Source organism: Hoeflea phototrophica DFL-43, assembly GCF_000154705.2.
Classification (GTDB): Bacteria; Pseudomonadota; Alphaproteobacteria; order Rhizobiales; family Rhizobiaceae; genus Hoeflea; species Hoeflea phototrophica.
Genome location: NZ_CM002917.1, coordinates 1467943 through 1481682, shown reverse-complemented (window position 1 = coordinate 1481682; position 13740 = coordinate 1467943). Strand labels below are relative to the sequence as shown.

Genomic DNA, 13740 nt, shown 5'->3' with positions numbered 1-13740 from the left:
CGTTCAGTTGGGCTTCTGCTTTGCAAGGCTGCGGGCTTCTGTCAGTTCCGTGGTGGTCTGGCTGAGCCGGTCGGCGAGAACCCGCATGACCTCGATGGTCATTTCAGGATAGTCGGTCAGCATCTTGACGAAATCATCCTTGCGAATTCTGAGGGCCTCGATCTCCGTGGCGGCCTTGACCGAGGCGGTCCTTGAGACGTCACACAAGATCGCAATCTCGCCTACAAGAGAGTTTTGCTCCACCTCGGCAACCCGGATCTGGGACTTTCCATCAGGCGAGTTGACGAGAATGTCTGCCTTTCCGGTCAGGATGACATAGGCCGCATCACCGGGATCTCCCTGATTGAACAGGACCTCCCCTTCCCGATAGGAAATACGTTCGGAGGCAAAGGCGAGAAGCTTCAGCTTGGTCTGATCGATGCCAGCCAAAAGCGGCACTCGCCGCAGCATTTGAACCTCATCTTTAAGCAGCATGACCGCTCTCCTGTAAGTGTTGACCTCGTCAGTCCCGCCATTTCTAGCCAGACATCATCTTGTTGAAGACGTCCTTTTGCAGCAGGCTATCATAAGACCCGTCCTCGACGACCGCACCCCGGTTGAACAGGATGATGCGGTCGAACTCAGACGCCAAACCGGACTGGGCAAGCACCCAGATCACCGTTGGGTTGTTGCCGTCGCTTTCCAGCTTCTTCAGTACCGAACGCCCGATCTGCTCCTGCGTGCGCTGATCCAAGCTGGCCAGAGGACGATTAAAGACATAGTAATCCGACCGCCGCAACAGGACCCGTGCGAGATTGAGCTTCTGGCGCTGTGCAATCGTCAGACGCTTGCCGGAGGTTCCGATGTCGAAATCAAGCCCGATCGAGAACACGTCATCATACAGACCCAGGGGCCGCAGGATCTGCATGACAATCATTTTTATCTGTTCTGCACCATCAGCAAACCTGTTACTCAGGCGGCCAAACAGCACATTGTCCATGATGCTGGCTGAAGCGATGTAGCGTTCAGGATCATAGCGCTCGAAGGATTCGCGCATGTCTTCGGGCATGTTGGCGTGGAAATCCTGCCGTGCCGCCACGATGGTTTGCATCAGTTCATCGGTGAGAAGGCCGAAGCGGTGGCGAGGTTCCACATAGGCGAAACTCAGCCGGATGATCCGGGTTTTCTCATCCTCGCTGGCGTCCTCGAACGACTTGCCTTTCAGCTTGTTGAGCAATGCCTGGTAGACCGGGATGTCGTCTGAACTCATAAAAGTGAGCTGCTGGAAGAACGGGTGGTCCGGCGGCAGGTCACTGAACAGTTCGATCGCATTCTCAGCTATCTCATAGCCCATCTTGAACAGGGACACGTGAAGCTGATGGCTGGCGATCACCTTTCGGAAGTAGGGATTCTTGCCGATCGCACCGTCCGCAAAGACCGCCCCCACCGTATTGCCGAACAGGAGATTTTCTCCCACCGTCGCCTCGGCATTGTAGGAATCGGGCTCAAAGGCCACCACGAGATTGGCCAGGCCTTCCTTTTCCAGAGCCGTGCGCAAGGCTCCGCGCATTCCGATCAAACCCTCGGCCAGCGATTTGTTGCGTTCAGGATCGACCTTGGAGCGAAGGGCCAGTTCAAGAATGTCCGAGGAGAGCTGAACGGCCTCAAGCACAGACCCAATCGGCCCGATCAAGTCCTCGGGACCGGTGGCATTGGCCGATTCATAATCGATCCAGTCACTGGCGACATCGTAGTCCGGGTTGCCCGACAGCTTTGCCTCCGCGACATGCCAGTTGCGGTCCTGCATTCCCTTTTCATCATATTCAGCGGGCCGTATCGGCGCATGTTTGAGGCCATACAGGAGATTGTCCCTCAGCGCTCCCGAGAAGAAATAAGGATCGGATGACACATAGGAAATCGACCTGCCGGTCACGGATTCAGGCAGTTCGAGAATATCGTTCTCACCTGCGGTAATTCGTCCGCTTTCCGGCCACACAATACGCCCCAGCGCCTCGGCGAAAGCTTCGCCACCATCTGCCGCATTGCCCAGGATGGCGACTTTCTCGCCTCTCTGGACCTTGAGATTGATCCGCTCGATGAGCTTGGCGCCGCTGTCATCGGCCACCGTCAGGTTCACGACAGACAGGGGATGACTGACGATGCCCTCGGGCAGCTTGTCTGACACGGTTTGAATCGATGGATCGATCATGCTGTCGACGGTAAACTGGCTAACAACCTGGGAGTATTTGACCTGCACGTCCTGCCTGGTCTGGTCCCAGTCGATCAGTTCCTTGAGCGGACCGGGAAGATCCTTGTAGGCAGCGATCACGGCCACGAGCTGGCCGATGTCCAACTGCCCGTTCAAGGCAAGGTAACCGCCAACGATGTAGAACAGGAACGGTGTGACCGAGGCCAGAAAATTGTTGATGAATTTGACCAGAAATTTCCACTGATAGAGATCATACCGAATGCGGAAAATGCGCCCCAACCGTGAGGCAACATCCGCCCGTTCGTAATTGGATGTATCAAAGGCGTGAATCGCATGGATGCCTTCAACGATTTCACTGACACGGCCTGAAAGCTGGCGCGCGGTCAGCTGGCGCTCGCGCCCCAGAACGAGCAGCCGCTTGCGCATTCTGGGAATAAGCACGGCTTGGATGCTCACCATGAAAGCGGTGATGAAGCCAAGCCACATGTTCTGGGTGAAGATGAAGGCAAGCGCGGTCAGCGCCTGACCGCCCAGCAAGGCAGGCTGCACGAAAGCATCGCCGGTAAACCCGCCGATCGGCTCGACCTCATCCTTGACCATGCTGGCAATTTCAGCAGGCTTGACTTGCTTGAACATCCGCGGCGGAAACCGCAACACCCGGTCAACCAGATCAAACCTTATCCGACGCAGCAGACGCTCGCCCAGCCTGCCCTTGTAGGTGTTGATGTAGAGCTTGAACAAGCCGTTGATGATGACCAGCATCAGGAATGACAGGCTCAAGGCGTACAGCGTGTTCAACCGGTCCAGATCAAGCCCTGGCAGAAGTACGGTTTCACCCAGATAGGGAAGATCCATAGCGATCCGGCCAAAGACCTGCGTGGCGTCAGCGGTTTCAAATCCGCCACCCTGGATCGGGCCATTGACGATCCGCTTGGGGACATCAAACGACAAGAAATAGGGGATCATGGACAATGCGATGATCAGCAGAATCCAGAGCTGCTGCTTGCTGGTATGGGTCCAGATGTATCGGGAAAGTCGTGATTCCATAAAGACTTCAATTGCTCACATGGATGGATTCCAGAACATGGAATCGGCGTTCGGCGAATGGCGTATCTGCGATCTCAGGATCAAAAAGGCGAAGTTCCAGCATGCACAAGGTTCGTAGGACCGGTCTCTCCAGAATGGCGGGCACCTGCGATACAGCCCGGTCCAAGCCCGGAGTGTAGTCGACAATCACCATCTTTGCATTGTCTATCAGCGAAAAAAGCACATCACCCAAAGGATCACGAGTGCCAAACGGCTTTAGCGAATATCCCAGCAGGACCAGCCCATAGGATTGCGGGACAAAATCAAACTCGACTTGCTGAAATTTCCGCGCGAGATGGCGAACACGGCAAGGCTTTCCATTAAGTGTCGAGGCCTCAAGGGCCGGCGTCTTCGGATCGACGGAGGTTACCGAGCGGGGATGATGGGTCAGGAAAGATGTGATCGGCCGTTCATGACCGCCAATCTCGACAACATGCTCACAATTGCGCAAATAGTGCGCTGCCAGCACCTGGCGTGCATCTGATCCGACTCCACTAAGATGGGGTATACCCCCCTGATGATGCATGGCTTGCGCTCCGATCGAAAGAGATTACAACACGCCAATGATGAACACTACCCGCCCCAGCGAACCGCCCGCAAAAGATTGGCATGACACTGCTTTCGACCTGACAAGGGGTCTGGCCGCCTACACAGGCAGCCCCCTGATTGCGGGCATCGCCAATGTGATCGGGAAACATCCGCAAGCCGATATCGGCAATGCTTTCAACCACAAACAGGTGGCCTCCAAGATCTGGGCCCGTCAGATGCTGTTCGAACATCTCGGCCCCGCCTACCGCCATATCCTTGTGGTCGGTGGATGGTACGGCATTCTTTCAGCCATGCTGTTTGATGATGAGCGTTTCGAGATTGGCCGCATCGTCAGCAGCGATATCGACCCGGACGTGGCAATTGTCGCTCACGCTCTCAACCGGGCTTCATCAGACAGGTTCGAGGCCATTACCGCAGACATGTATGAGATGGACTATGCCTCTCTCGGTGCCGATCTGGTGATCAACACGAGCTGTGAGCACATTGCAGACCTTAAGGCCTGGCTTGCGCTTTTGCCGGGCGGCACAAGGGTGCTGCTGCAATCCAATGACTATTTTTCCGAGCCGACCCATATCAGCTGCGTGCCCGATCTCGACGCATTCCGGGCGCAGGCCGGGCTGGCAAGTGAGGTTTTCGGCGGCGGCCTGAAAACCAAGAACTACACCCGCTTCATGCTGATCGGTTCAGTTTAGAGCCCATGAACCAGCCCACCTGGCCGCAATATGGCTGCGGTCCGGGTGGCGCCATCAAGGTCGATCCCGTGGTCCGCGGGTTTGGGCAGCGCGAGCGCCAGGCCGATCTGGTCAGCCAGCTTGTCCGCGCTCAGCTCGCGCTCATGGATTGACCGGGCCAGCCCTCTGTGGACCAGACGGTCGGCACGGACCTGCTGCTCGGTCTCACCGCCGGAGGTAAATGGGACCACGACAGAGCGGCACCCGGCATCAAGCACGTCGCCGACCGTGTTGTAGCCGGCCTGCGAGACCGAGAGTTCGGCCGATTTCAACAAATCGCGAAAATCCTCGCGAAACCTGTGCAGCTCCACATTGGAGCCCACGCTCTGGACAATTCGGTCGTAGTCAAGCCGGGGCATGTTGGGCCCTGCGATGAGGCACCAACGCAAGGACTGCGGCAGTCTCCGCGCGGCTCCGGCGGCCGCCTCAACAAGATCGGCGCCGACTGCGCCTCCCCCGGCCGAAACCACGATGTCAAAGACATCTGTCTGCTGCGCCGGCGTTTTCGGTGCGACCACAAGGCCGGTATAGATGATCTTGTCCTGGATTGCTCCGGCGAGCGGAAAGGTCTCGTCGAGGCGAACGAAATCCGGGTGGCCGTGAACGAGAACGGCGTCGAACCATTTGTTGAGCAGCGCCACGCTTTCCTCGTCCCGGCCCGGTTTGGCACGGGCCTGCAGGATATCGCGCACCGACGAATAGATACGCGGACGCGGGCTGGTCGCGTGGATGGCCTCGAGAAACGGCAGCAGCTCGAAACGCATCTGCCTGCGTCCGAAGGGAAACGCCTCGATCAGTACAATATCTGGTTTGATCGTCGTGAGGGTATCGAGCAGCATTGCACGCCGACGATCCTTGAATGCCTCATCCACCGGGTTTCCGTGCATGTCGGCCAAACCGGAAAACCCGGCATCGGCGGCGACCGCGGGCGGCAAGACCACATGACGGACAGTGTCGGGCGGAAATCCCTTCACCGGCAAACCGCCGGTTACCATCGTCACGTCATAGCCATCTTGAGCCAGGGCCTGCGAAATGCGGCTGGCCCGCGCCAAATGCCCGATACCGAGCAAGTGCTGGACATAGAACAGCACCGATTGCCCCGTCATCGCTGTTTGCCCCAGGCTTCGATGAACAGTTGCTTGAGCTGTGCGATGCTCGAATGATGATCGAACTGCGATCTGACCCGGGCTTCAACCGCGTCGCCCAGCCGGTGCCGCAACTCCGGACCGGTTATGGCTGTCCCGATAAGAGCGGCAAAGGCGTCAGGATCTTCGGGTGGACAGAGCAAACCGGTCTCATTGTGCGTGATCAGTTCGGGAATGCCTGAAATCTCGGTGGAGACCGTGGCAAGGCGCTGGCTTGAGGCCTCGACGATGACGTTTGGAAGCCCGTCGCGATCTCCATCCGCGGTGATCCTGCAGGCAAGCGCAAAGAGATCCGAACGCTGATATTCGGCCAGCACCTCGGTCTGGTCGAGGGCGCCGCGCCATTCGATCCGATCGGCAAGGCCGAGGCTGCTTGCCAGAGCCCGAAGTTCGGGCAGCTTCTCGCCGCCGCCAATATGGGTGAACCTCCAGTGCAGGGACGCGGGCAACCGGCTCAGCGCCGTGAGAAGAATGTCATAGCCCTTCTTCTCAACCGCCCGGCCGACACTCACGATCCGCACCGGGTCATCAGGATTGGACCCGTCACGTGCTGGCCTGTCGGCCTCGAATCTGGAGAAGCGATCGAGGTCCAGGCCATGATAGCTCAAATGGACCTGCCCCTTGCCCGCCGCCAGTTGCTTGAGGTGCACAAACCCGCTCCTGGTGCATGTCACGGTCCAGGCTGACGCCTGCAGCTTCTGGACAAGTTCCCAATCGGCGGAGGTCCAGATGTCCTTGGCATGTGCCGAGCAACTCCAGCCGATTGAGAGCATCTGGCTGGCGTAGGACGCGACAGAGGCCGGCGTGTGTATGAAATGGCTGTGAATCCAGCCTGCATCCTTTGGCCATTCCGCACATAGCACCGCGGCCTGGCCGAAGCGGCGGACACGGTTGCGGGTAAAATCCTTGCCCAGATCGCGCAGAAACGTTGCCGCCGCGCGCCATAATCCAGGCTTGGTCAGATTTGAAAAGACAGCCTTGAAAACCCTGACAGGCTCTTCATGAAGGTACTCAGGCAGATAGAAGACCGGCGCCTTGATCTCGTCATTGACGGGGTGGCGCTTCTTGTCGGTCGGATGGCGCAGCGCGACCAGCACAAGGTCAAAGCCGGCACGCTCCAATCCGAGAATTTCCTGGGCGATGAAGGTTTCCGACAGACGCGGATAGCCCTTCAGAACTATGACCGTTTTGCGCATCGCGACCAAATCTGGCTCAATTCTTGACAACGCTCAAGCGGCCCGGCTCGGCAACGCTCATCCATTTTCCGACAATCTCGGAAATGTGCGGAAGCCCTTCAAGGCGCAACCCACCCGCTTTGGCGGATGGAGGCGCACGATCAGGCAGCGCCTTGAGGGCATCGGCCATACGTAGGGGCTCAGCGGCTTCTTCAGGCAACAGCATGTCGATCAGGCCCAGCTCCGAGGCGCGGCGGGCGCGGATCAACTGCTCTTCACGCGGTTTGACGCGCGGAACGATCAGTGCCGGCTTGTCGAACGAGAGGATTTCGCAATAGGTGTTGTAGCCGCCCATCGCGACCACGCCCTTGGCGCCCGCTATCAGCTCTTCCATGCGGTTGTCGAACTCTATGATCTCCAGATAGGGAATCTTGCCGCCCTTGAGCTTGAGTTTGCGGCGCTGCTTTGCAGGCATATAAGGGCCCAGGACGACCAGCGCCCTGCAGGTCAGGGTAGGATCATTCTGGTAGGCATGAATGACATCGTGAACAAGATCGGCACCATCACCGCCGCCACCGGTGGTGACGAGGATGTAGTCCCCCTTTGGACGGTGGCTTGAGTCCTCGTCGCTGGACACCCGGCGCTGAAGAAAGCCGACAAAATCCATCTTTGAACGCACGGTTTCAGGCACATCGAGGCCCGTGAGCGGATCATAGAATTCCGGCGGCCCGTACACCCAGACCCGGTCATACAAGCGATCAATCTTTTCCATCACCCCATTGGCTTTCCACTCCGCATCCAGCAGATGCGGCGCGTCCATGACTTCGCGCAGTCCCAGAACCAGGCGCGTACCACGGGTCTTGAGATAGGCGAGCGTATCCTCAACCTCCCCCTTGAGGCCAAGGGGTTCCTTGTCGACGATGAAGATGTCCGGCTTGAAGGTCTCCGCCGTGTGGCGAATGATCGAAGTCCGCATCTCAAGCGTGTCGTGAAGATCGATGTGGCGGTCAAGCGACGTGTATTCACCGTTTCTGAGCTTGATAACGCTGGGGATTTTCACGAAATCGACGCGCGCCCGGTAATCAAAGGCGCCGGCGATCGTGGCGCCGGAAATAATGAGAATATTGAGACCGCGAAAGTCCTCGACAAGCGAATGCGCGATTGTCCGGCAACGTCGCAAGTGTCCCAAGCCAAATGTATCGTGGCTGTACATAAGGATGCGGGCGTCTTCAAAGCGCTCGATCATGGTTGAAGCCTCGCATCTCCAAATTAAACTCCCGGAGCGGCATGAGATCCTCTTGAGCGAGGGAAAACAAAACAATTCTCCAGGTCACGGCCGCAACGCCGTTCGCCTGCTAAAATTTACTGTGAACACCTGTGTCCACAGACCGCATGCCAGAACGCTGTCAAAGCCGCAACTCCCGGGCATCAACATTCCTGCGCGCAAGCACCAAATGCCCGTCTCCGAGATCCTTGGCCTGCAGCGGTTCATCCACGTCGGGGGAGACAAACATGTTGCCCCAATTGCTGGTGTCGGATGCTCCGCTGGAGCGGAGCATGGCGAAATCAAGCGGGCGGTCCAGATCCGGAAACGGAACCGCCGCCAGAAGCGATTTTGTGTAGGGGTGAACCGGGGACCGCATCAGCGTGGTCCGCGGCGCCAATTCGACAATCCGGCCTCCACACATCACCGCAATGCGGTCGGCCATGTAATCAACGACGGCCAGATTGTGCGAAATGAAGAGATATGTGAGCCCCAGATCCTTTTGCAAATCCTTCAGGAGGTTGAGAATCTGCGCCTGCACGGACACATCAAGCGCCGACACGGGCTCATCGCAGATCAACAGATCAGGTCCGAGTGCGAGCGCCCTGGCGATGCCGATGCGCTGACGCTGACCGCCGGAAAAGCTGTGCGGGTAGCGGTTGAGATAGCGCTTGTCCAGCCCGATCGCCTCCATCAGCTTGGCCACTGTCTCGAGCCGCGACGCCGGGGTCCCGCGCTGATGGATCTCCAGCGGCTCGAGCAAGATGTTCTGGATCGTCATACGCGGCGAGAGCGAGGATACCGGATCCTGAAATACCATCTGGATGCTGGTGCGCAAGGTCCGCAGCCGCTCTGCGGAAGCGCCGAGAACGTCGATCTCGCCATCGCGGCCATGGTACACGACCGACCCTGAATCCGGCGTCACGGCGCGCATCAGGATCTTGCTAACCGTGGTCTTGCCGCAGCCGCTCTCCCCCACCAGTCCGAGGCATTCGCCGCGTTTGATGTCGAAGCTCACACCGTCGACCGCGCGAACCGGAGCGGAGACCTCGCGGTCGAACATCCCGGATTTACGCGTGCCGTAGGATTTGATGATATCGCGAACCGTCAGCACCACGTCCGATGCATTTTCGTTTGAGGCGGCTTCCTTCCCCAGAAGGTGCCCGGCGTTGACCGGAATTTCCCGCAATGCCTTCAGCCTCTCGCCAGGCTTCATGTCGAAATGCGGCACCGCTGCCATCAGGCCCTTTAGATAGGGGTGGCCGGGGCGGCGGAAAATCGGCTCGACTTCGCCCGCCTCCATGATCTGCCCATGGTAGATCACAACCACCTCATCAGCGATGTTGGCGACCACACCGAGGTCGTGGGTGATCAGAAGCATCGCCATATTGAATTTGGACTGCAGCTCCAGGAGCAGTTCCAGGATCTGGGCCTGAATGGTGACATCGAGCGCTGTCGTCGGTTCGTCGGCGATCAGCAGCGCCGGCTTGCAGACCAATGCCATGGCGATCATTGCGCGCTGGCGCATGCCGCCCGACAATTCAAACGGATACATATCGAATGCCCGGCGCGGATTGGGAAACCCGACAAGTCCCAGCATTTCCTCGCTGCGATCACGCCGCTCGGATTTCGACATATTGATGTGGATGCGCAGGGTTTCGCTGATCTGGTCACCGATCGTGTGCAGCGGAGACAGCGATGTCATGGGCTCCTGGAAAATTTTGCCGATCCGCGCGCCGCGCAAGGCACGGATTTGCGGACCGTCCTTGGGAAGCGAATTTATGTCGATCGGTTCGGCATCCGTCTCCGGATCGTTGAACAGGATTTTGCCTGTTGCTGTCGCGGTTTTCGGAAGAATGCCCATTACGGACTGGCTGATGACCGATTTGCCGGACCCGGACTCCCCCACAAGGGCGGTGACCTTTCCCGGCAGGACCCTTAGACTTGCATCTTTGACAGCATCAAGCTGTCCGCCAAGCAGCGAAAAAGAGATCTTCAGGTTCTCGATGCGCAAAAGGTCGGAACCTGAAGACATAGGACATTATCTCATTGATACAGCGTCGATTGGCTGTGACGTTATCGCACAGTTCCCAAGCTGTCCATGACCTAAAGGCCGCATGTTACAAACGCATGAAGGCATCTTGGCGACGATCCGTTGGACGGCCTGCGAAGTCTAGTTGATTTTGGCGCATTGCGCGCTGTCTGTCAGCACCTCTTCACATTTCAGACTGCGGCGGAAGTCATCATAATACATCGTCCATTCATTGTCGGCCGCAGCCCGGTAAGGGCCAAACTTGAAATACTGGTTTTCACCCAATCCATGGTCATTGTGGCCGATGTGCCCCTTGACGGTGACCACCCATTGATTGTTGGCGAAAATCTCGATGTGTCCGGTTCCGTCGGGGCCCGGCTTTGACAGGATGGCAAAATCCATCCAGCCCGACGTCGGAAGCGGCAATGGGTTTCCGCGATCGATAACGGTCAATTTGTCCGAGCAGGAATTGAACAGGGCGCCATCCTCGGGCTCCCATTTGGCATCGGTGGCCACCAATGCGCGGATCTGGTTGGTGTCCGGGCGAAGCCAGACTTGCGTTATGCCGTCTTCGCAGTCAGCAGGAACGCCTTTGGGGCCTGTCGACAGGCCGGGATAGTAGTTCGTCTCAACCGTCGCAAACAGCCGGCCATTGTAGACCCTGAGCGCCAGCAGCGGGCTGAAATTGCCGACAGCTTCGGGGCCGATCTCACGCTTCCACTGGGCAATCACATAACGGTGCTTGTCCTCCGGAACGGGATCGCCGAACTTGAGCGCAAAGCCGAACCAGACCGGTATGTCATAGGGCACCCTGAGCGGCGTCTTTTCCCAGATTTCCGCGCGTTCACTGCAACCATCGCTGTCCGCAGGGCAGATCGGCTTGACGCCCAGTCTGAGCGCGCCCGCGCCGTTGAATTTTTCCGTTTTCTCAAACTCAACAATCCCTGCAGACTGTTCGAAATTGTCACGGTAATAAAGACCGCCCTCGGGGCTAAAATCGTCGCCGTCAAAACCATCGACAAGCGTCTTTTTCCATTCCTGCGCCATCGCCGGCAGTGCGCTTGAGGAAAGGCAGAGTGCAAGAGCAACGAGAGTTCTCTTTGTAACGGCACCAATTCGAACTCTCATGTCTTCTCCAGTATTTTCGACAGGGTTGCGTGGGTTTGAGCGGAAGATTGCAAGGCAAACCTACAGCAGTCAAGAACAGTATGTGCATTCAACCAGAAGGTTTTATCACGGCTCCCGCAACTGCTTTGCCGCCTCGGCATAGCCACCAGCCGCCCCATCCACAAAATGCATGTGATCGCGGCGGATTGCGGAGGGGACGATGCAGGTCATCAAGGCCGCATTCTGGTTGTGAATTCCGTAGCGGCAAGCGCCCGCGCCAGCAGCCTTGTCGAGCCGTTCGACAAGACGGCTGGTCGTCTCGGCGCTGATATCGACGGTCAGCTTCAGCCCGTCGTCGAACTTCCTGAAATCGGTGTTCAAGGCCACATCCTTGAGATAGTCGCGAGAGCTGAAGCCTGCGATGCGGCCGTTGAAGACACCGAGAATGACCACCAGCAACCAGTCTCTGAGAATGGAAAGCCTTGTCCGGATGCGGCTGCCCTCAAGCGCGGTGGCCTTGGTCTCAGCTTCGACGCCATCAAGCGAGAGGCCGTAACTTGGCCCGTTTGAAGGGACTGGATGGCCATCGCGGGCTTCGGTTGCAAGCAAGGCCAGAACATCGGCAACAAGGGTTGAAAACACCCTGCTGTCGCCGCCTGGCACAGGCAACAGGATGAGCGAGACAATCTGGCCGTGCCGCGCCGGGATCGGGTTCCAGCGGCAAGACAATCCGGTGAGATCGGGCACTGCCCCTTCGGGTGCCAAGTCAACCTGGAACCGGCCAGCTTTCATCTGTTTCTCAGCCCAGGATGCGCCGCCGCCTGCGAACATGGCATAGGTGACATTCGGGCTGGCCTGATAGCGGGCCACCCTGACTTCCAGGCCATTGGCCTCGATCTCGGAAACCGGCACGATTGCACCCCGCAACTCGATGCCGAGTTCCGCCCCGGCCCAGCGGACCACCGCCGATAGCGCTGCCCTTGCGGTCTCGATGCCATCAGGCGGGATGGCGACGCTGGCCCCGTCACCGCCAAAGACAAACAGCAGCTCCCGGCCCTCGAGCGCGTTCAGCATGGCGGAAATCACCGACGCGCCTGCCATGTTGACGGACTTGTACTTGCCATTGGAAATGGCTCCGGTCGAATCCACCACATCGGCAACCGCAAGCGCCCAATTGCTGGGCAAGGCGCGGTAGCGTGACACATCCTCGACACCATCAAAGTCTGTAAAGACCGGAAGCCCGGCCAGAAAGTCGTTATGCACTGCTTTGTCCATTTCCGGCCTCTGTCGAGTTTCTCAGGCGCCCGGCATTGCCGAGGCTGGCACTGGCACATCATGGCATGTCCGCACGGCATGCACACCCAAGGGTGTCAGATAGACCCTATGAAGCAGGCGGCAATGTGTGGAACTCGAAGCTGGTTCCTTCACGGACATACCAATCCACAAACGCCCTGACGCCTTTTTCAAGCGAAGTCTGCGGCTTTGAGCCGGTCAACGCCACCAGAAGATCCGCGTTGGCGAAGGTTTTTTCCATATCACCCGTTTGCATCGGCAGCAGTTTGCGCTTTGCCTTTTTGCCCACGGCCTCCTCGATCACCTCGATAAATTCAAGAAGGCCGAAGGGTTGGCCACCGCCGATATTGACCATGCGGAAAGGCGCCATCGCCGAGAGCGTATCCTTGACCGCAGCCGTTTTGACCCGGTTGGCCTCCGAGGGAACAATTCGCGAGAGATCAACAATTGATGCAACCAGATCGTCGATGTAGGTGAAGTCGCGGCTCATCCGGCCTTCGCCATAGATCTCGATTTCCCTGTCTTCGAGAATGGCTTTGGTGAATTTGAACAGCGCCATATCAGGGCGGCCCCATGGTCCGTACACAGTGAAGAACCGGAAGGCCGTGGTCGGAATCCTGTAAATGTGGGAGTAGCTGTGCGCCATTGCCTCCATGGCTTTCTTGCTCGCTGCATAGAAAGTCAGCTGTTCGTCGGCCCGGTCATTTTCGGAATAGGGAATTGACTGATTGGCGCCGTAGATCGAGGACGTCGATGCGAGCATCAGATGCGAAACGTCCAGAGTGCGCGCCAGTTCCAACACGTTCCAGGAACCGGTGATGTTTGAATCAAAATAGGCTTTGGGATTTTCGACGCTGTAGCGCACGCCGGCCTGGCCCGCGAGGTGGACAATGACATCGGGCCGCTCGTTTGCGGCATTCTTGAGCGCCGGCGCATCTTCAAGCATGCCGATTACCGCAGTGAAGTTGGGATGGCGTTCCAGGATCGAATGCCGCATCTGCTTCAGTCGGACATCGTAATAGGAGGTCATTCCATCGAATCCGGTCACGCTGTGGCCATCTTCGAGGAGCCGTTTTGCCAGGTGAAATCCGACGAAGCCGGCTGTTCCCGTTATCAAATATCGCATGATTGTTTTGAGCTTTCAGTGGCTATGGAGCTGCGAAAGGCGGG

11 protein-coding genes are annotated in these 13740 nt (G+C 58.0%); 1 reads left to right on the top strand and 10 read right to left on the bottom strand.

All coding sequences use genetic code 11. From position 1 onward, the window contains the following. Positions 1-3: 3 nt before the first annotated feature. From HPDFL43_RS06845 to HPDFL43_RS06835, 3 genes are read right to left on the bottom strand one after another with little or no spacing between them, the layout of a single operon-like run. Complete coding sequence (locus HPDFL43_RS06845) at positions 4-474, bottom strand: cyclic nucleotide-binding domain-containing protein (protein ID WP_007196559.1); 471 nt, start codon at positions 472-474, stop codon at positions 4-6. Positions 475-517: 43 nt separating this feature from the next. Continuing rightward, a complete protein-coding gene (locus HPDFL43_RS06840) occupies positions 518-3235 on the bottom strand; it encodes an ABC transporter ATP-binding protein (protein ID WP_007196558.1) in 2718 nt (905 codons plus the stop codon). Positions 3236-3242: 7 nt separating this feature from the next. Continuing rightward, entirely contained in the window at positions 3243-3800 is a 558-nt protein-coding gene (locus HPDFL43_RS06835) for a hypothetical protein (protein ID WP_052093172.1), read from the bottom strand. Between the two features lie 40 nt (positions 3801-3840). Here HPDFL43_RS06835 and HPDFL43_RS06830 point away from each other — a divergent pair, with 40 nt between their 5' ends. After that, positions 3841-4515 (top strand): class I SAM-dependent methyltransferase, encoded by a 675-nt coding sequence (locus tag HPDFL43_RS06830; protein WP_040449839.1) that lies wholly within the window; start codon positions 3841-3843, stop codon positions 4513-4515. Here HPDFL43_RS06830 and HPDFL43_RS06825 read toward each other — a convergent pair. The 7 genes from HPDFL43_RS06825 to HPDFL43_RS06795 form a co-directional block, all read right to left on the bottom strand. Continuing rightward, on the bottom strand, positions 4512-5660 hold the full coding sequence (locus HPDFL43_RS06825) for a glycosyltransferase family protein (protein WP_007196555.1): 1149 nt from the start codon (positions 5658-5660) through the stop codon (positions 4512-4514). The two genes, HPDFL43_RS06830 and HPDFL43_RS06825, sit on opposite strands and share 4 nt — an antisense overlap. Next, on the bottom strand, positions 5657-6895 hold the full coding sequence (locus tag HPDFL43_RS06820) for a glycosyltransferase (RefSeq protein WP_007196554.1): 1239 nt from the start codon (positions 6893-6895) through the stop codon (positions 5657-5659). The genes HPDFL43_RS06825 and HPDFL43_RS06820 overlap by 4 nt, the downstream gene beginning before the upstream one ends. 16 nt (positions 6896-6911) lie before the next feature. After that, positions 6912-8120: a glycosyltransferase family protein gene (locus tag HPDFL43_RS06815; RefSeq protein WP_007196553.1), complete on the bottom strand. Its 1209-nt coding sequence runs from the start codon at positions 8118-8120 to the stop codon at positions 6912-6914. Between the two features lie 160 nt (positions 8121-8280). After that, positions 8281-10173 carry a dipeptide ABC transporter ATP-binding protein gene (locus tag HPDFL43_RS06810; protein ID WP_007196552.1) on the bottom strand — a complete coding sequence of 631 codons (1893 nt, stop codon included), beginning with the start codon at positions 10171-10173 and terminating at the stop codon, positions 8281-8283. Positions 10174-10311: 138 nt separating this feature from the next. Continuing rightward, positions 10312-11217, bottom strand: a complete 906-nt coding sequence (locus HPDFL43_RS06805) for a polysaccharide lyase family 20 protein (protein WP_007196551.1) — start codon at positions 11215-11217, stop codon at positions 10312-10314. A 186-nt stretch (positions 11218-11403) separates the two neighbouring features. Then, the gene (locus HPDFL43_RS06800; RefSeq protein ID WP_007196550.1) at positions 11404-12552 is read right to left on the bottom strand and encodes a DUF3095 domain-containing protein; all 1149 of its coding nucleotides are present in this window, start codon (positions 12550-12552) and stop codon (positions 11404-11406) included. Positions 12553-12658: 106 nt separating this feature from the next. After that, positions 12659-13696, bottom strand: a complete 1038-nt coding sequence (locus HPDFL43_RS06795; RefSeq protein WP_007196549.1) for an NAD-dependent epimerase/dehydratase family protein — start codon at positions 13694-13696, stop codon at positions 12659-12661. Positions 13697-13740 lie beyond the last annotated feature (44 nt).